The organism is Pseudomonas sp. lyk4-R2A-8, assembly GCF_030209095.1.
Lineage (GTDB): Bacteria > Pseudomonadota > Gammaproteobacteria > Pseudomonadales > Pseudomonadaceae > Aquipseudomonas > Aquipseudomonas quebecensis.
Window position 1 is genome coordinate 57,861 of the sequence record NZ_JARVSS010000006.1, and the last position, 18,327, is coordinate 76,187.

Annotated in this window: 18 protein-coding genes; 16 read left to right on the forward strand and 2 right to left on the reverse strand. The window is 61.2% G+C overall.

What is annotated here, in order from left to right:
• Positions 1 to 42: 42 nt before the first annotated feature.
• Positions 43 to 3,243 carry a ribonuclease E gene (gene rne, locus QRN10_RS07285; RefSeq protein WP_285428091.1) on the reverse strand — a complete coding sequence of 1,067 codons (3,201 nt, stop codon included), beginning with the start codon at positions 3,241 to 3,243 and terminating at the stop codon, positions 43 to 45.
• A gap of 766 nt (positions 3,244 to 4,009) precedes the next feature.
• Here rne and rluC point away from each other — a divergent pair.
• The 3 genes from rluC to QRN10_RS07300 are packed head-to-tail and all read left to right on the forward strand — an operon-like array spanning position 4,010 to position 6,623.
• Entirely contained in the window at positions 4,010 to 4,969 is a 960-nt protein-coding gene (gene rluC, locus QRN10_RS07290; RefSeq protein ID WP_181081175.1) for a 23S rRNA pseudouridine(955/2504/2580) synthase RluC, read from the forward strand.
• On the forward strand, positions 4,956 to 5,618 hold the full coding sequence (locus QRN10_RS07295; protein ID WP_181081174.1) for an HAD-IA family hydrolase: 663 nt from the start codon (positions 4,956 to 4,958) through the stop codon (positions 5,616 to 5,618). The genes rluC and QRN10_RS07295 overlap by 14 nt, the downstream gene beginning before the upstream one ends.
• Positions 5,619 to 5,639: 21 nt before the next feature.
• Positions 5,640 to 6,623, forward strand: a complete 984-nt coding sequence (locus QRN10_RS07300; protein ID WP_253509005.1) for a S49 family peptidase — start codon at positions 5,640 to 5,642, stop codon at positions 6,621 to 6,623.
• A gap of 67 nt (positions 6,624 to 6,690) precedes the next feature.
• Here the strand turns inward: QRN10_RS07300 and QRN10_RS07305 are convergent, their stop codons facing one another.
• The gene (locus tag QRN10_RS07305; RefSeq protein ID WP_285428092.1) at positions 6,691 to 7,269 is read right to left on the reverse strand and encodes a Maf family protein; all 579 of its coding nucleotides are present in this window, start codon (positions 7,267 to 7,269) and stop codon (positions 6,691 to 6,693) included.
• A gap of 105 nt (positions 7,270 to 7,374) precedes the next feature.
• On the opposite strand from QRN10_RS07305, the gene QRN10_RS07310 reads away from it, so the two are divergent.
• The 13 genes from QRN10_RS07310 to QRN10_RS07370 all read left to right on the forward strand — a co-directional run bounded on the left by QRN10_RS07310 (position 7,375) and on the right by QRN10_RS07370 (position 18,264).
• Positions 7,375 to 7,905 carry a YceD family protein gene (locus QRN10_RS07310; RefSeq protein WP_181081171.1) on the forward strand — a complete coding sequence of 177 codons (531 nt, stop codon included), beginning with the start codon at positions 7,375 to 7,377 and terminating at the stop codon, positions 7,903 to 7,905.
• 13 nt (positions 7,906 to 7,918) lie between these two features.
• The gene (gene rpmF, locus QRN10_RS07315; RefSeq protein WP_003179396.1) at positions 7,919 to 8,101 is read left to right on the forward strand and encodes a 50S ribosomal protein L32; all 183 of its coding nucleotides are present in this window, start codon (positions 7,919 to 7,921) and stop codon (positions 8,099 to 8,101) included.
• Positions 8,102 to 8,105: 4 nt separating this feature from the next.
• Entirely contained in the window at positions 8,106 to 9,116 is a 1,011-nt protein-coding gene (gene plsX, locus QRN10_RS07320) for a phosphate acyltransferase PlsX (RefSeq protein WP_181081170.1), read from the forward strand.
• A 126-nt stretch (positions 9,117 to 9,242) separates the two neighbouring features.
• Positions 9,243 to 10,181: an ACP S-malonyltransferase gene (fabD, locus tag QRN10_RS07325; RefSeq protein ID WP_285428093.1), complete on the forward strand. Its 939-nt coding sequence runs from the start codon at positions 9,243 to 9,245 to the stop codon at positions 10,179 to 10,181.
• A 15-nt stretch (positions 10,182 to 10,196) separates the two neighbouring features.
• Positions 10,197 to 10,940, forward strand: a complete 744-nt coding sequence (gene fabG, locus QRN10_RS07330; RefSeq protein WP_266246402.1) for a 3-oxoacyl-ACP reductase FabG — start codon at positions 10,197 to 10,199, stop codon at positions 10,938 to 10,940.
• 191 nt (positions 10,941 to 11,131) lie between these two features.
• Positions 11,132 to 11,368, forward strand: a complete 237-nt coding sequence (gene acpP, locus QRN10_RS07335) for an acyl carrier protein (RefSeq protein WP_007987170.1) — start codon at positions 11,132 to 11,134, stop codon at positions 11,366 to 11,368.
• 128 nt (positions 11,369 to 11,496) lie between these two features.
• A complete protein-coding gene (gene fabF / locus QRN10_RS07340) occupies positions 11,497 to 12,741 on the forward strand; it encodes a beta-ketoacyl-ACP synthase II (protein ID WP_181081168.1) in 1,245 nt (414 codons plus the stop codon).
• Positions 12,741 to 13,556, forward strand: coding sequence for an aminodeoxychorismate lyase (gene pabC, locus QRN10_RS07345; protein ID WP_285428094.1), 816 nt, complete (start codon positions 12,741 to 12,743; stop codon positions 13,554 to 13,556). Before fabF ends, pabC begins: the two co-directional genes overlap by 1 nt.
• Before the next feature lies 1 nt (position 13,557).
• On the forward strand, positions 13,558 to 14,667 hold the full coding sequence (gene mltG, locus QRN10_RS07350) for an endolytic transglycosylase MltG (RefSeq protein ID WP_266246397.1): 1,110 nt from the start codon (positions 13,558 to 13,560) through the stop codon (positions 14,665 to 14,667).
• A 19-nt stretch (positions 14,668 to 14,686) separates the two neighbouring features.
• On the forward strand, positions 14,687 to 15,319 hold the full coding sequence (gene tmk / locus QRN10_RS07355; RefSeq protein WP_181081165.1) for a dTMP kinase: 633 nt from the start codon (positions 14,687 to 14,689) through the stop codon (positions 15,317 to 15,319).
• Positions 15,312 to 16,301 carry a DNA polymerase III subunit delta' gene (locus QRN10_RS07360; protein WP_285428095.1) on the forward strand — a complete coding sequence of 330 codons (990 nt, stop codon included), beginning with the start codon at positions 15,312 to 15,314 and terminating at the stop codon, positions 16,299 to 16,301. Before tmk ends, QRN10_RS07360 begins: the two co-directional genes overlap by 8 nt.
• Before the next feature lie 66 nt (positions 16,302 to 16,367).
• A complete protein-coding gene (locus QRN10_RS07365; protein ID WP_181081163.1) occupies positions 16,368 to 17,153 on the forward strand; it encodes a TatD family hydrolase in 786 nt (261 codons plus the stop codon).
• Between the two features lie 442 nt (positions 17,154 to 17,595).
• Positions 17,596 to 18,264 (forward strand): TetR/AcrR family transcriptional regulator, encoded by a 669-nt coding sequence (locus QRN10_RS07370; protein ID WP_181081162.1) that lies wholly within the window; start codon positions 17,596 to 17,598, stop codon positions 18,262 to 18,264.
• The last annotated feature ends 63 nt before the right edge of the window (positions 18,265 to 18,327 follow it).

Sequence of the window (18,327 nt, forward strand, 5' to 3'; positions counted from 1 at the left end):
CCGCCTGATCACTCAGGCGGGGCTTTTTAGTGGCTGATGGAATCAGGCGAGAGGTTTAGGCTCGTGCTCTGCTTCCTGGGCCTTGGGCTCTGCCGCTTCTTCGACGACGCGCGGGGCTTCGTCAGCGACAGGGGCGGCGGGTTCTGCCACCGGTTCAACCGAGGCTTGAGCAGCTGCCGCAGCGGCAGCTGCTTCAGCTTCTTTGCGACGGCGACGCACTTCACGTGGGTCGTTCGGCGCGCGGCCATTTTCGGTCAGGGCAGTGACTGGCGCGGCTTCAACCACTGGGGCTGCAACCTCGGCGACCACAGGGGCCTCGACGACCGGCGCGGGCTCGACGACTGGCGTCGGCTCGACTACCACGTTTTCGGCAACCGGCGCTGGTGCTTCTTCTGCCACAGGGGCAGGCGCTGGTGCTTCAACCGGAGCGGCAGGTTCAGCGTTCCATTGGAAGGCGGTCTGTTCTTCGCGAACTTCACGCACTGCCGGGGCGGCTTCTTCGGCGACCGGTGCTTCAATCGCTGCTTCCACCACTGCCTGAGGCTCAGCCTGCGGCGCAACCTCAACGGCTATCACATCGGTGACCGGCTGGGCGTCGCGAACCGGTGCTACTTCCACTTCCGGAACCACGGGGGCTTCGATCGGGGTCGTTGCTTCTACCGCCGGAGCTTCCACCACGGCAGGCTCAACGGCCGCAGTTTCGGTAACCGGGGCTTGCACGGCAGCAGTCTCTTCGACAGCGGCGGTTGCGCGTTCAGCCTGCTCGTGGGCCTGGGCTTCAGCTGGTGCGCTGATAACCGAGCTGGCCACGGCAGCGGTGACGGCAAGGCCGGCGGCCAGTTCGTCGCCAGTCGGTTGCTGGGCACCGGCTTCGGTGTGTTCGCCGGTTTCTTCCGAACCTTCGATCACGTTGCCGTTGGCGTCGCGCTGACGCTCACGACGGTTGCTGCGACGACGCTGGCCACGGGAGCGGCGGCGTGGACGATCGCCTTCGGCGTTGTCCTGGCCGTCTTCCTGCAGTTGCTCTTCGCCGGTCAGCACTTCTTCTTCGCTGGCGGCAGCGGCCTGTTCGGCGCGCGGTTGACGCTCTTCACGCGGGGCACGAGGCTGGCGTTCTTCACGCGGCGCACGTTCTTCGCGCGGCGGGCGAGCCGGGCGCTCTTCGGTGGCGGCGGCAGCGGCAACGGCCGGAGCAGCGTCCAGCGGCTCACGCAGTTCACGTACGCGCTCTTCACGCTCACCGCGAGGCTTGCGATCTTCGCGCGGAGCGCGTGGGGTGCGTGGCGCGCGCTCTTCACGCGGTGCACGTTCTTCACGGGCTACGGTCGGCGTGTCTTCGCGGGCTTCGCGAGGCTGGCGCTCTTCGCGTGGCGCGCGTTCTTCACGCGGTGCACGTTCTTCGCGCGGCTTGCGTTCTTCGTCACGGCGGCCGTTGCGGTTACGGCTCTGCTGGCGACCGTTGCGACGCTCTTCATTACGTGCCGGGCGCTCGGTGGCAGGCTTTTCAACCACGACCGGGGCGGCGGCAGGCTCTTCCTTGGATGCGAACAGGCTGACCAGCGACTTGACCAGGCCTTTGAACAGGCTCGGCTCAGGCATTGCGGCCGGTGCTGCAGCCGGCGCGGCGACTTCAACCGGAACCGGTGCGTTGGCGCGCGCCGGCGCGGTCTTCACGGCAGCTTCCTGGCGAACCAGGGTGCGGGTCGCGGCGGCTGGCTGGACTTCTTCCACTTCCGCGGCGGCAGCGGCGATTTCGTAGCTGGACTGGCCGCTGTGGGCTTCCGGGCTGTCGTCACGCAGGCGCTGTACTTCGAAGTGCGGCGTCTCGAGGTGATCGTTCGGCAGGATCACGATGCGGGCACGGGTGCGCAGTTCGATCTTGGTGATCGAGTTGCGTTTTTCGTTGAGCAGGAAGGCCGCAACCGGGATCGGCACTTGCGCGCGGACTTCGGCGGTGCGGTCTTTCAGGGCTTCTTCTTCGATCAGGCGCAGGATCGCCAGGGACAGCGATTCAACGTCACGGATGATGCCGGTGCCGTTGCAACGCGGGCAGACGATGCCGCTGCTCTCGCCCAGGGATGGACGCAGGCGCTGACGGGACATTTCCAGCAGGCCGAAGCGCGAGATGCGGCCAACCTGCACGCGGGCGCGGTCGGCTTCCAGGCATTCGCGGACTTTTTCTTCCACGGCGCGCTGGTTCTTGGCCGGGGTCATGTCGATAAAGTCGATCACGATCAGGCCGCCGATATCACGCAGGCGCAGCTGGCGGGCGATTTCTTCAGCCGCTTCCAGGTTGGTCTGCAGGGCGGTCTCTTCGATGTCGCTGCCTTTGGTGGCGCGCGCCGAGTTGATGTCGATGGACACCAGGGCTTCGGTCGGGTCGATCACGATGGAACCGCCGGAAGGCAGTTCGACCACGCGCTGGAAAGCGGTCTCGATCTGGCTTTCGATCTGGAAACGGTTGAACAGCGGGACGCTGTCTTCGTACAGCTTGATCTTGCTGGCGTACTGCGGCATCACCTGGCGAATGAAGGTCAGGGCTTCGTCCTGGGCTTCAACGCTGTCGATCAGCACTTCGCCGATGTCCTGGCGCAGGTAATCGCGGATAGCGCGGATGATCACGTTGCTTTCCTGATAGATCAGGAACGGCGCGGAGCGATCCAGGGAGGCTTCTTTGATGGCGGTCCACAGTTGCAGCAGGTAGTCGAGGTCCCACTGCATTTCTTCGCTGCTGCGGCCCAGGCCGGCAGTGCGCACGATCAGGCCCATGTCGGCCGGAGCGATCAGGCCGTTGAGCGCTTCACGCAGTTCGTTGCGCTCTTCGCCTTCGATGCGACGGGAGATGCCGCCGGCACGCGGGTTGTTCGGCATCAGGACCAGGTAACGGCCGGCGAGGCTGATAAAGGTGGTCAGGGCGGCGCCCTTGTTGCCACGTTCTTCTTTTTCGACCTGGACGATGACTTCCTGGCCTTCGCTCAGGACGTCCTTGATGTTTACGCGGCCTTCGGGGGCTTTCTTGAAGTACTCGCGGGAGATTTCTTTGAGGGGCAGGAAGCCGTGGCGCTCGGAGCCGAAATCGACAAAGGCAGCCTCAAGGCTTGGTTCGATGCGAGTAATACGGCCTTTGTAGATGTTGGCCTTCTTTTGCTCGCGTGCACCGGATTCGATATCCAGGTCATAGAGGCGCTGGCCATCTACGAGTGCAACACGCAACTCTTCGGGTTGAGTTGCGTTAATCAGCATTCTTTTCATGTTGTACCGTCGGTTTCCGGGCTGCCGGAAACGGCGTTCGGCACACACGACTTCTCACGGTCGGTGTCAGGTGCGTCAAGAGTGGTTGGCCACTCCAGTGTCCAGCAAAATCGGCCAATTGGGCCGGTATGCGACGGACGCGTCCTGCTTGTTAGCGGTGGTGACAAAGGCACCACTTCAACAAAAGCTAAGGTCAGGAGGAGGAATCAACCGGCGACTGTGGACGAGATGAAGCGTCTAAATATAAGCCTAGTGCTACACGGTCCGACGGTTGTGCATCTCCACCCTACACGTATCCCTGATAATTCGGGTGCTGCCGCGCGCAGAATCCGCAGCGGGTTGGCATTTACCGTGTACTCCAATGGGGAGTTCACGCTCATGGCTAAACAGGCCTGAATGAAAGCGACTGCGCTCTCACTCAGCTCTTAACAGGCGTTGTTTCCGAAGCATTCGCCATGGTCTGGCTCAAGACTGACTGCACTTTGTGAACTGGCCGTAAATATCGGCGCAGAAGGCGAGTATTCACTCTGCTTTCCGCGCTCGCTTCAGGCCTCATGTCACCTGCGCTTGTTACAATCCCGAGCTTTCCAAGGTGGCGAACGCCCCGTAGGACGGCCTCGCGTCCTGATGAATTGCGATGGTCAGGGCCGGCAGTTTGCCGCAAGTCCTCTGGCCAGGCCGCTTTTGGCGGCGTTCGCGACTATAGCAGCAATGATTAAGTGCTTCAATTCCATAAAAAATTGTTATCATCGCCGCCATGACGACTACCACCCCCCCGACCCCCAGCGTCCAGCTGCTTGAGGTCTCGCCGGAATATGCCGGCCAACGCATCGACAATTTTCTCCTGGCCAGGCTCAAGGGCGTGCCCAAGACCTTGATTTACCGCATCTTGCGTAAAGGCGAAGTGCGCGTGAACAAGGGGCGCATCAAGCCCGAGTACAAGTTGCAGGCCGGCGATATCGTCCGCGTACCGCCGGTTCGCGTGCCCGAGCGCGACGAACCCGTACCGCTGGCCCAGGGCCTGCTGCAACGCCTGGAAGCCTCGATTGTCTTTGAAGACAGCAAGCTGATCGTGATCAACAAGCCCTGCGGGATTGCCGTCCACGGCGGCAGCGGCCTGAACTTCGGCGTGATCGAGGCCTTCCGTCAGTTGCGCCCGGATGCCAAGGAGTTGGAGCTGGTCCACCGTCTGGACCGCGACACGTCCGGACTGCTGATGATCGCCAAGAAGCGCAGCATGTTGCGCCATCTGCACACAGCTCTGCGCGGCGATGGCGTGGACAAGCGTTACATGGCGCTGGTACGCGGCAATTGGGCCAGTTCGATCAAGAGCGTCCGCGCGCCGTTGCAGAAGAGCAACCTGCGTTCCGGCGAGCGCATGGTCGAGGTGGACGAGGAGGGCAAGGAGGCGCTGACCCTGTTCAAGGTGCTGCGCCGCTTCGGTGACTTTGCCACTATGGTCGAGGCCAAGCCGGTCACCGGCCGCACCCACCAGATTCGTGTGCACACCCTGCACGCGGGTCATTGCATTGCCGGTGACACCAAGTACGGCGACGAAGATTTTTCCAGGGAGATTCGCGATCTGGGCGGCAAACGTCTGTTCCTGCACGCGTACATGCTGACGGTGCCGCTGCCCGATGGCGGTGAGCTGAAGCTTCAGGCACCGGTTGACGAGATGTGGGCCAAGACCGTGGAGCGTTTGAGTGTCGCACCGTGATTACAAGCTGCTGATTTTCGATTGGGACGGCACGCTGGCCGATTCCATCGGTCGCATCGTCGAATCGATGCACATGGCTTCGACCCGCTCGGGGTTCGAGTTGTGCAGCGACCTGGCGGTCAAGGGCATTATCGGGCTCGGCCTGCCGGAAGCGATTCGCACCCTGTATCCGCAGATATCCGATGGCGAGCTGCTGGCGTTCCGTGAACATTACGCCGAACACTACATTGGGCTGGAGGTCGAGCCTTCGCCTCTGTTCGAGGGTGTGCGGCAATCGCTTGAGGCTTTCCGTGCCGATGGTTATCACCTGGCGGTGGCTACCGGCAAGGCTCGTCGCGGCCTGGATCGGGTGCTCAAGGCTCATGGCTTTGAGGATTATTTCGATGCGACCCGCGCGGCCGATGAAACCGCCAGCAAGCCTCACCCTCTGATGCTGGAGCAGATCGTGGCGCATTGCGGGGTGTCGCCGCGCCAGGCATTAATGGTGGGCGATGCCAGCTTCGACCTGATGATGGCGCGCAACGCCGGCATGGACAGTGTGGCCGTCAGTTATGGCGCCCAGTCCGCCGAGGCGCTGCAGCAATACGAGCCGAGGGTCACGATTGATCATTTTTCGCAATTGCAGGCCTGGCTTGGTCGGGCCCAATAAGTCTTTGCTGGGGTTGATGGCATGAGTGACGAGTGGAAAGCGCCTGAGAAGGCTCAAAGCGGTGACGACAAGAGCTGGCAGTTGCTGGAGAAGACGCTCCTGGCCAGTGTCCAGGAGCAGCGGCGTGCGCGGCGCTGGGGGATTTTCTTCAAGCTGCTGACCTTTGCTTACCTGTTGATCATGCTGGCGCTGTTCAGCCCGCTGATGGATATGGAAAAGAGTGCGACCCGTGGCGCCAATTACACCGCGTTGATCGAAGTACGTGGGGTGATTGCCGATAAGGAGCCTGCCAGCGCCGACAATATCGTCAGCAGCCTGCGTGCCGCGTTCGAGGACCCCAAGGTCAAGGGCGTGATCCTGCGAATCAACAGTCCCGGCGGCAGCCCGGTGCAGTCGGGTTACGTGTATGACGAGATTCGTCGCCTGCGCGGCCTGCACCCCGATATCAAGCTGTATGCGGTGATCGCCGATCTTGGCGCCTCCGGTGCTTACTACATCGCCAGTGCAGCCGATCAGATCTACGCCGACAAGGCCAGTCTGGTGGGCTCCATCGGCGTGACGGCGGCCGGTTACGGCTTTGTCGGAGCCATGGAGAAGCTGGGGGTTGAACGTCGGACCTATAACTCCGGCGAACACAAGTCCTTCCTTGATCCGTTCCAGCCGCAAAAGGCCGATGAAACCCAGTTCTGGCAGGGAGTGCTCGACACCACCCATCGCCAGTTCATCGCCAGCGTGAAGCAGGGGCGTGGGGATCGCCTGAAGGACAAAGACCATCCGGAGTTGTTCTCCGGGTTGGTGTGGTCGGGCGAGCAAGCATTGCCGCTGGGTCTGGTCGATGGACTGGGCAGTGCCAGTTCGGTAGCGCGGGATGTGGTCGGCGAGAAAGAGCTGGTGGACTTCACCGTTGAAGAATCGCCGTTTGATCGTTTCTCCAAGAAACTAGGCGCCAGCGTGGCTGAGAAACTGGCGCTGTACATGGGCTTCCAGGGGCCGGCGCTGCGTTAATATCTCAAGTCTGCCGTAGATCAACATGTGGGATGGAGCTTGCTCCCTCCCGCATTTGGTTGTGTTCTTAAGGGATTTGCACGCCTTCGCTGAGCAGCATGTCCACCAGCCGAATCAATGGTAAGCCGACCAGGCTGGTCGCGTCCGGCCCTTCGGTGCTTTGGAACAAGCTCACGCCCAACCCTTCCGCCTTGAAGCTGCCCGCGCAGTCGTACGGCTGCTCGATCTGCAGGTAGCGCTCGATGCGCGCTGCATCCAGTTCGCGCATGTGCACAGTGAACGGCACGCAGTCCACCTGGCAGTGCCCCGTCTCGCTGTTGAGCAGGGCCAGGCCGGTGAGGAAGCTGACGCGCTTGCCGCTGGCGGCCAATAACTGCTCGCGCGCATTTTCGAACATGTGGGGCTTGCCGATGATGCGGCCTTCCAGCGTGGCAACCTGGTCTGAACCGATGATCAGGTGGCCTGGGTGGCTGGCGGCGAGGGCATGGGCTTTCTGTTTGGCCAGGCGTTTGACCAAGTCTGTGGCGGACTCATTTGCAGCGTGGCTTTCGTCGATATCCGGCGAGCGGCAGATGAACGGCAGATGCAGGCGACTGAGCAGTTCCCGGCGATAAACCGAGCTGGAAGCGAGTAATAAAGGCAGCATATACGTCTCCTCAAGGCAGCCGCCGATTCTAGCGGGGCGACCGGCTGACGCACAGGGCTGAATTTCCTTTGACATGGCTGGGTGCATCCCTATAATGCTGCGCCTATGTTGAATGACCCGATTCCACCTCACGTTGACCCGCGCAAATTGGCTGATCGTGGCACCTCCCTTCAAGGTGAAGTGCTGCTGGCCGATTTGGAGAGACTCTGCGACCCGCTTTCCGACACTGTCGGTACGGTGCAGGCCAAATTCGATTTTGAACGAGATGAACGTAAATCTGTGGTGATCCACAGTTTTATCGACACCGAAGTCAAAATGGTTTGCCAGCGTTGTCTTGAGCTGGTCACCCTGCCGATCCACAGCGAGTGCAGTTACGCCGTGGTGAAGGAGGGTGCGAATACCCAGTCGTTGCCGAAAGGTTATGACGTGCTGGAACTGGGCGAAGATCCATTGGATCTGCATGCACTGATCGAGGAGGAGCTTCTGCTCGCCTTGCCCATTGTGCCTGCTCATCATCCGGAAGAATGCCAGCAGCCGGCGGGCCTCGATGCCGAGCCCGAACCGAGCGAGGACGAGGTAACGCGGTCCAACCCGTTCAGTGTATTGGCGCAGTTAAAGCGTGACCCAAACGTTTAGGAGTTAATCAATTATGGCTGTTCAGCAGAACAAAAAATCCCGCTCCGCCCGTGACATGCGCCGTTCGCACGACGCTCTCGAGGCAAGCACCCTGTCCGTGGAAAAGACCACTGGTGAAGTTCACCTGCGTCACCACGTATCGCCAGAAGGCGTATACCGTGGCCGTAAAGTGATCGACAAGGGCGCTGACGAGTAATCACTTGTCTGCTCTCGTCATCGCGATTGACGCAATGGGCGGGGACTTCGGTCCCCGCAGCATTGTTCAGGCCTGCCTTGCCAGCCTGTGCGCTACACCCTCGTTGCACCTGACCCTCGTCGGTCAACCCTCCCTTCTTGAAGAACTGATTGCCAGCCATCCGGCGGTGGATCGCGCGCGCCTGAGCATTGTGCCGGCCAGCGAAACCATCACGATGGATGAAAAGCCGTCGGCGGCCTTGCGCGGCAAGCCTGACTCTTCAATGCGGGTGGCCCTGGAGCTGTTGCGCGACGGCAAGGTGCAGGCCTGCGTCAGTGCGGGTAATACCGGGGCCTTGATGGCGTTGTCGCGGCATGTGCTCAAGACGCTGCCCGGGATTGATCGTCCGGCGATGGTGGCGGCGATTCCGACGCAGAACGGCTATTGCCAGTTGCTGGACCTGGGCGCGAACGTGGACTGCAGCGCCGAGCACCTGTTCCAGTTTGCCGTGATGGGCTCGGTAGCCGCCGAAGCGCTGGGCGTGGCACGGCCGCGCGTAGCGTTGTTGAATATCGGCACCGAAGACATCAAGGGCAACCAGCAGGTCAAGCTCGCCGCGACGCTGTTGCAGCAAGCGCGCGGGCTGAACTACATCGGATTTGTCGAGGGCGATGGTTTGTACCGAGGCGAAGCGGATGTGGTGGTGTGCGACGGATTTGTCGGCAATATCCTGCTCAAGTCCAGCGAGGGCCTGGCGACCATGATCGCCTCGCGTATCGAAGTGTTGTTCAGACGCAACCTGGCATCGCGCCTGGTGGGCGCCCTGGCGCTACCGCTGATGCGGCGCCTGCAGGCCGACCTGGCCCCGGCGCGGCATAATGGGGCGAGTTTTCTGGGGCTGCAGGGCATCGTGGTGAAAAGCCATGGTTCGGCCGGGGTCGAAGGCTTCCAGAGTGCGATTGCCCGTGCGGTGATCGAGATTCAGGAAAACCTGCCGCAGCGCTTGCACGGCCGTCTCGAGGACTTGTTGCCTTAGGCGAATCGGCCCGGGAATGCTTAAATGTGACCGGCCAGTTCAATTGACCATCCAATCTGTCAGTTTCGTGCGCTCCCACCGTAGGAGCGACTATTTCCGACGACCAGATCATTAGGGGCTTGTTACATGTCTACATCCCTCGCATTCGTCTTTCCAGGGCAGGGTTCGCAGTCCCTCGGCATGTTGGCCGAGCTGGGCGCGCAATACCCGTTGATCCTGGACACTTTCAAGGAAGCTTCCGACGCCCTGGGTTACGACCTGTGGGCCCTGACCCAGCAAGGGCCGGAAGAGCAGCTCAATCAGACCGATAAAACCCAACCGGCCATCCTGACCGCTTCGATCGCCCTGTGGCGCTTGTGGCTGGCAGAAGGCGGCGCGCGTCCGGCGTTTGTTGCCGGTCACAGTCTGGGTGAATACAGCGCGCTGGTAGCGGCGGGCAGCCTGACCCTCGGTGAAGCGGTCAAGCTGGTCGAACGTCGTGGCCAGTTGATGCAAGAGGCCGTTCCGGCCGGGCAGGGCGGCATGGCGGCGATCCTGGGCCTGGACGATGCCGTGGTGATTGAAGCCTGCGCCGAAGCGGCTCAGGGCGAAGTCGTCAGCGCGGTGAACTTCAACTCCCCTGGCCAGGTGGTGATCGCCGGTGCCAAGGCTGCCGTCGAGCGCGCCATCGAAGGCTGCAAGGCTCGTGGGGCCAAGCGCGCGCTGCCGCTGCCGGTGAGCGTGCCGTCGCACTGCGAACTGATGCGTCCGGCTGCCGAGCGCTTTGCCGAAGCCATCGCCGCCATCGACTGGCAGGCGCCGCAGATTCCGCTGGTTCAGAACGTCAGCGCCGCCGTGGCTGCCGACCTCGACACCCTCAAGCGCGACCTGCTGGAGCAACTCTACAAGCCGGTTCGCTGGGTCGAATCGGTGCAGACCCTGGCGGCCAAGGGCGCGACCGAACTGGTCGAATGCGGCCCAGGCAAAGTGCTGGCCGGTCTGAATAAACGTTGCGCCGAGGGCGTGTCCACTTCCAATCTCAACACCCCAGACGCTTTCGCTGCCGCTCGCGCAGCACAAGCTTGAACAGGAGAAACCTGCATGAGTCTGCAAGGTAAAGTTGCACTGGTTACCGGCGCCAGCCGTGGCATCGGCCAGGCGATCGCCCTGGAGCTGGGCCGTCAGGGCGCCGTTGTGATCGGCACCGCCACATCCGCCTCGGGCGCCGAGCGTATTGCCGCCACCCTGAAGGACAATGGCGTTCAAGGCACCGGCCTTGAGCTGAACGTGACCAGCGATGAGTCCGTGGCCGCTGTACTGGCCGAGATCACCGCACAGTTCGGCGCGCCGTCGATCTTGGTCAATAACGCCGGCATCACCCGCGATAACCTGATGATGCGCATGAAAGACGACGAGTGGTACGACGTGGTCGATACCAACCTGAACAGTCTGTTTCGCCTGTCCAAGGGTGTTTTGCGCGGCATGACCAAGGCGCGTTGGGGCCGAATTATCAATATTGGTTCCGTAGTGGGTGCCATGGGCAACGCAGGCCAAGTAAACTACGCTGCCGCCAAAGCCGGCCTGGAAGGTTTCAGCCGCGCACTGGCGCGTGAAGTCGGTTCGCGTTCGATCACGGTCAACTCGGTGGCCCCTGGGTTCATCGACACCGATATGACTCGCGAACTGCCGGAAGCACAGCGTGAAGCCTTGCTGACGCAGATTCCGCTGGGTCGTCTGGGCCAGGCTCAAGAGATCGCGAATGTGGTCACTTTCCTGGCATCCGACGGTGCGGCATACGTGACTGGGGCTACAATCCCGGTTAACGGCGGGATGTACATGAGTTAAATTGTGACGGATCGCTTCAAAAAAATGTCATACGAGCTGTCTAAAATCCGTTATAAAGCTGCAACTTAATTTATAGGCGGGTGGCCGAGCGGGTTCGGGGTGAAGCTTTCAGTTGAAAAGCTGAAATGGCTTTCTATACACTTACCCACTGGCCAGCTGCCTGAATTTGTCCATTAGGAGTTAAACAAGGTATGAGCACCATCGAAGAGCGCGTCAAGAAAATCGTCGCCGAGCAACTGGGCGTTAAGGAAGAAGAAGTGGTCAACACTGCTTCCTTCGTAGAAGACCTGGGTGCCGATTCCCTTGACACCGTTGAGCTGGTGATGGCTCTGGAAGAGGAATTCGAGACCGAAATCCCGGACGAAGAAGCTGAAAAAATCACTACTGTTCAAGCTGCCATCGACTACGTTACTGCCCACCAGGCGTAATAGTTTGTAGTCGTCGCTTGCTGTCAGGGAAAAACCGCACTGCTGTAACGGCGTGCGGTTTTTTCTTTAGCTCCAATGAAAAGTGAGCGCTGAAGCATAGTGTCGTCATCATGAAAAAGGAGAGTGCTGTGTCGCGTAGACGCGTCGTAGTCACCGGTATGGGTATGTTGTCGCCACTGGGTACGGATGTGCCGAGCAGTTGGCAGGGCATTCTGGCTGGCCGCAGTGGCATTGGTCTGATCGAACATACGGACCTTTCTGCCTATTCCACCCGTTTTGGCGGCTCGGTAAAAGGGTTCAACGTCGAGGAATATCTCTCGATCAAAGAGTCCCGCAAGCTCGACCTGTTCATTCAATACGGCCTGGCCGCCGGTTTTCAGGCAGTGCGTAACGCCGGCCTGGAAGTCACCGACGCCAACCGTGAGCGCATCGGCGTAGCCATGGGGTCTGGTATTGGCGGTTTGACCAATATCGAAGACACCAGCCGCACGCTGCATGAGACGGGCCCACGTCGAATTTCACCGTTTTTTGTACCGGGCTCGATCATCAATATGATTTCCGGTTTCCTGTCCATCCACCTGGGCGCACAGGGGCCTAACTACGCGATTGCCACGGCGTGCACCACGGGCACCCACTGTATCGGCATGGCGGCGCGCAACATCGCCTATGACGAGGCGGACGTGATGATTGCGGGCGGCGCGGAAATGGCTGCCTGCGGCCTCGGCATGGGCGGCTTCGGTGCTTCCCGTGCACTGTCGACGCGCAACGACGAACCGACCCGTGCCAGCCGTCCCTGGGACAAAGGCCGTGATGGCTTCGTATTGTCCGACGGTGCCGGGGCTCTGGTCCTGGAAGAGTTGGAGCATGCCAAGGCGCGTGGTGCCACCATCTACGCCGAGCTGATCGGCTTTGGCATGAGCGGCGACGCCTACCACATGACTTCGCCACCGTCCGACGGTGCCGGCGCTGCGCGGTGCATCACCAATGCGCTGCGTGATGCAAAGGTCAATGCGGACCAGGTGCACTACATCAATGCCCATGGCACCTCGACCCCCACCGGCGACCTGGCGGAAGCCGAGGCCATCAAGTCGGTATTCGGCGAGCACGCCTATAAGCTGGCGGTCAGCTCCACCAAGTCCATGACCGGGCACCTGTTGGGTGCGGCGGGCGCGGTCGAGGCGATCTTCAGTGTGATGGCCATCAAGGATCAGGTCGCTCCGCCGACCATTAACCTGGATGAGCCGGACGAAGGCTGCGACCTGAACTTCGTGCCTCACGAAGCGCAGCCGATGCCGATCGATGTCGCCATTTCCAACTCGTTTGGCTTTGGCGGCACCAACGGCTCTCTGGTGTTCCGCCGGTTCGCCGAGTGATGCACAGCTGGGTCGACGGTCAGCCAGCGGACGCCGTGCCCCTGAAAGACCGCGGCCTGGCATACGGCGATGGTCTGTTCGAGACCATTGCCGTCAAGGCCGGGCAGCCTGTGCTGCTCGACCGGCATCTGCAGCGCCTGCATGAGGGCTGCAGGCGCCTCGCCTTAGCGGTCGATCACGTGCTCGTACGCGGTGAGGTGCAGGCCTATGCCGCCGCCCTCGGCGACGGTGTTCTCAAGTTGATCCTTACTCGGGGCGACAGCCTGCGTGGTTATGGCATCAACCCCGGCGCCCCCGTGCGTCGAGTGATTCAGGGCAGCCCGCCCGCATCCTATCCGCAGGCCCATGGAACCGTCGGTATCCGTCTGTTTTCATGCGCCACTCGCCTCGCCGAGCAACCGCTGCTGGCCGGTCTCAAGCACCTCAACCGCCTGGAGCAGGTGATTGCCCGCGCCGAATGGCAGGACCCCGAGCACGCCGAAGGCTTGATGCGGGATACGTCCGGGCGTGTCATCGAAGGCGTGTTCAGCAATTTATTCATTGTAAGCAACGGCTTGTTACTAACCGCCGATCTGAAGCGTTGTGGGGTTGCCGGCGTCATGCGCGCCGAGATTCTGGCCCAGGCTCAAGTGCTGGGCGTCCCGGTGGCCGTGGCCGACATCAGCCTGGAGCAGTTGCGTCAGGCTGACGAAGTCTTCACCTGCAACAGCATTTATGGCATTTGGCCGGTGCGTGAGTGCGCTGCGATGAGCTGGTCGGTTGGCCCGCTCACCCGTAAACTGCAGGGCATTGTTCGCGCGCTATTGGATATTTGAGTTGATACGAAAACTGGTTGTACTGCTGCTGATCGGTCTGTTCTGCGCCGGTTTGCTGTTGGGCTTTTCTGCCTGGAAACTCGACTCTGCCCTTACGCAGCCCTTGAAGCTGACTCAGGAGCAATTGCTCGATGTACCCTCCGGGGCGACGCCCACCGGCACCTTCAACCGCCTCGAAGCCGACGGCGTGCTTGACGACGCTTTCTGGCTGCGCCTGTACTGGCGCTTCAACCTGGACGGCCAGCCGCTGCACAGCGGCGAATATCGCATGACCCCCGGCATGACTGCCCAAGGGCTGATCGGCCTGTGGCAACGCGGCGAAGTGGTGCAATACGGCCTTACATTGGTCGAAGGCTGGAATTTCCGTCAGGTACGCGCGGCGTTGGCCAAGCACGAAAAGATTGTGCAGACCTTGTCGGGGCTGACGGACAGCGAAGTCATGGACAAGCTCGGCCATCCCGGTGTGTTCCCGGAGGGACGGTTCTTCCCTGACACCTACCGTTTTGTGCGCGGTATGACCGACGTCGAGTTCCTTAAAAAAGCCTATAACCGCCTGGACGACGTGCTGGCCCAGGAATGGAGCAAGCGCGCCGCCGATGTGCCGTACACCGAGCCCTATCAAGCCTTGATCATGGCTTCGTTGGTGGAGAAGGAAACCGGCGTACCCGAAGAGCGCGGGCAGATTGCCGGCGTGTTTGTGCGCCGCATGAAGATCGGCATGCTGCTGCAGACCGACCCCACGGTGATCTACGGCCTGGGCGAACGTTACAACGGCAAGTTGACCCGCGCCCATCTCAAGGAAGCCAACCCGTATAACACTTACATGGTGGCCGGCTTGCCGCCGACGCCGATCGCCATGGTCGGCCGTGAGGCGATTCATGCGGCGTTGAACCCCGCGCCGGGCAGCAGCCTGTATTTTGTCGCGCGTGGCGATGGCAGCCATATTTTCTCGGATGACCTGGATGCGCATAATGCAGCCGTGCGTGAGTTTCAGCTCAAGCGGCGGGCCGATTATCGCTCCAGCCCGGCGCCGGCGGTGAAACCGTCCGAGCCGGCGGCACCTGCGACCGATGCCGCCCCGGACACCGCCGCACCGCAAAGCCCGCAATGACTCTGACTAAGGACCGCCTGTGACTGGCTTGTTTATTACCCTGGAAGGCCCGGAAGGCGCCGGCAAAAGCACCAATCGCGATTACCTGGCAGAGCGCTTGCGTGCAGAGGGTATCGAGGTGGTGTTGACTCGTGAGCCGGGCGGAACCCCGCTGGCCGAGCGCATCCGTGAAGTGTTGCTGGCTCCGGGCGAAGAACAGATGAACCCGGACACCGAGTTGCTGCTGGTGTTCGCTGCCCGTGCCCAGCATCTGGCCGAGGTCATCCGCCCGGCCCTGGCGCGTGGTGCCGTAGTGATCTGCGACCGTTTTACCGATTCCACCTACGCGTACCAGGGCGGTGGCCGTGGCCTGTGCCTGGAACGTATCGCTACGCTGGAAGCGTTCGTGCAGGGCCAACTGCGTCCTGACCTGACCCTGCTGTTCGATCTGCCGGTGGAAGTGGGCATGGCCCGCGCCAGTGCCCGAGGTCGCCTGGACCGTTTCGAGCAGGAGGGCCAGGCGTTTTTCGACGCTGTGCGCAGCGCCTTCCTCACGCGGGCCGCAGCCGAACCCGCGCGCTATCACCTGCTGGATGCGGCGCAACCGTTGAGCCATGTGCAGCGCGCCATCGACACACTGTTGCCGACGCTCTTGGAGCGTGCCCGTGGCTGAAGCCTATCCGTGGCAGGACGGCCTCTGGCAGCAATTGGCCGGTCGTGCCCAGCACGCCCATGCGTACTTGTTGCATGGCCCGGCGGGGATCGGTAAGCGCCATCTGGCCGAGCGCCTCATGGCCAGCCTGCTGTGCCAGCGGCCGGTTAATCTGCAGGCCTGCGGTGAATGCAAATCCTGCATGCTGCTCAAGGCAGGCAGCCACCCGGACAATTACCTGCTCGAACCCGAAGAGGCCGACAAGGCGATCAAGGTCGACCAGGTGCGTGATCTGGTCAGTTTTGTGGTGCAGACCGCGCAGATGGGCGGGCGCAAAGTGGTATTGATCGAGCCGGTGGAGGCGATGAACATCAACGCCGCCAACGCCTTGCTTAAAAGTCTTGAAGAACCTTCCGGCGATACCGTGTTGTTGCTGGTCAGCCATCAGTCTAGCCGTTTGCTACCGACCATTCGCAGCCGTTGCGTGCAGCAGGCGTGCCCCTTGCCGAGCGAGGCCATGAGCCTGCAGTGGCTGGGACAGGCTCTGCCGGATTGCTCTGCTGAGGAACGTGTGGAGTTATTGACCCTGGCCGCAGGCTCGCCATTGGCTGCCGTCAAGCTGCAGGCCCAGGGCGTGCGCGAACAGCGATCCCTGGTAGTGGAGGGCGTGAAGAAGTTGCTCAAACAGGAATTGTCCGCTACGCAGTTGGCCGAAACGGCCTGGAAGGACATCCCCTTACTGCTACTGTTCGACTGGTTCTGCGACTGGTCGAGCCTGATCCTGCGTTATCAGTTGACCCAGGACGAAAACGGTCTTGGCTTGCCGGACATGCGCAAAGTGGTGCAGTACCTTGCGCAGAAAAGCCCTCAGGACAAGGTGCTGAACATCCAGGACTGGATCCTTGCCCAACGCCAGAAAGTCCTTGGCAAGGCCAACCTCAACCGTGTGCTGCTGCTTGAAGCGCTACTGGTGCAATGGGTTGGCCTGCTCGGGCGCCGTTAATCCCTCGATGGCCGACGGGTGTATCGTTGGCCGGACATTTACCGTGATTTCAAGTCGTACCTTCTTATGCTCGTAGATTCCCATTGCCACCTTGACCGTCTTGACCTTGCCCAGCACGCAGGCTCCCTTGACGCCGCCCTCGAAGCGGCGCGCCAGCGCGGGGTCGGGCACTTCCTGTGCATCGGCGTCAGTGCTGAAAACGCCGCCGACGTCAAAGCCCTCGCCGATCGCTATGCCGATGTGGATTGTTCGGTGGGTATCCACCCGCTGGACCTCAAACCCGGCGAAGCGCCGGCGCTTGAGTGGCTGCTGGCGGAACTCAATCACCCGCGCGTCGTGGCCATCGGTGAAACGGGCCTGGACTACCATTACGAGCCCGAAGCCGCCGAGTTGCAGCAGGCTTCCTTTCGTTTGCACCTGCAGGCTGCCCGCCAAACCGGCAAGCCAGTGATCGTCCACACCCGCGGCGCGCGTGCCGACACCCTGGCCCTGCTGCGCGAAGCCGCGTTGCCCCAGGGCGGCGTGCTGCACTGCTTCACCGAGGACTGGGACATGGCCAGGGCTGCCCTGGACCTGGGCTTCTACATCTCGTTGTCGGGGATCGTTACTTTCCGCAATGCCGATGCGCTGCGCGACGTGGCGCGGCAAGTGCCGGCCGACCGCTTGCTGGTGGAGACCGACTCGCCCTACCTGGCGCCCATCCCTCATCGCGGCAAGCCCAACCTGCCGGAGTATGTGCGCGACGTAGCGGAGTACCTGGCGATGTTGCGCGGGGAGCCCTACGAGCGGTTCGCCGAGCAGACCACCGAGAATTTCAAGCGCTTGTTCCCATTGGCTCACGTAGCGGGTTGAAGGCCAAATCGCAGGCAAAAAAAACCCGGGTTCTGGGGGGTGAATCCGGGCTAAGACCATTAGGAGTAAAACAAGGGCACTCAGTCCGTCGGTACCCAGGTCGGCGCTTCACTTGGGGGAGATGTCACGCCGACAGTTGAAGTATTGATCAGTATCCCATTCAGTCCAGTGGCGGCTGGTCGTTTTTTAAACAGATTTGGAATACGTGCGCTTCAGTTGAGTTCTCATTGAGCGGTGGGCAACAGTGGATGTTGCGTATTATTTCTGACTGATCGGCGCCTATTCGTTGGCGTGTTGTCATTAAAGTGCCGGGTCGGTTCATATAGGCGTTGCCCAACGACCGTTCAGTCGGGATAATCCCTCGCATCGGGTAAATCGTATCGTCACGTGTCCGTGGCCTTGCGCAACCCTCCCTCTACCGACCTCTGCAGACCTCTTCCTCATGCACAAAGAACCCCGTAAGGTCCGTGAGTTTCGCCGCCGTGAGCAGGAAATTCTCGACACCGCGCTCAAATTGTTTCTCGAACAGGGTGAAGACAGCGTCACCGTCGAGATGATTGCGGATGCCGTAGGTATCGGCAAAGGCACTATCTATAAGCACTTCAAATCCAAGGCCGAGATCTATCTGCGCCTGATGCTCGACTATGAGCGCGATTTGAATGAGCTGCTGCATTCGGCTGACGTGGACAAGGATAAAGAAGCCCTGTCCCGCGCCTATTTTGAGTTCCGCATGCGTGACCCGCAGCGCTATCGCCTGTTCGATCGTCTGGAAGAGAAAGTGGTGAAAGGCCATCAAGTCCCGGAGATGGTTGAAGAGCTGCACAAGATTCGCGCGTCCAACTTCGAACGACTGACCCTGTTGATCAAGGGCCGTATCAGCGAAGGCAAGCTTGAAGATGTGCCGCCGTATTTCCACTACTGCGCCGCCTGGGCGCTGGTGCACGGTGCGGTCGCGCTGTATCACTCGCCGTTCTGGAGCAATGTGCTGGAAGATCAGGAAGGTTTCTTCCAGTTCCTGATGGACATTGGCGTGCGCATGGGCAATAAGCGCAAGCACAGCAGTGAGCCTGCGCTGGAAGCGGCTCCCGCCGAAACGCCCGCTACGCAATGATTTGCTGCCAGGTGCAGTAACCCAGGAATATACTCAGGCAAGGACCTTGCTAAAAGCTGATTT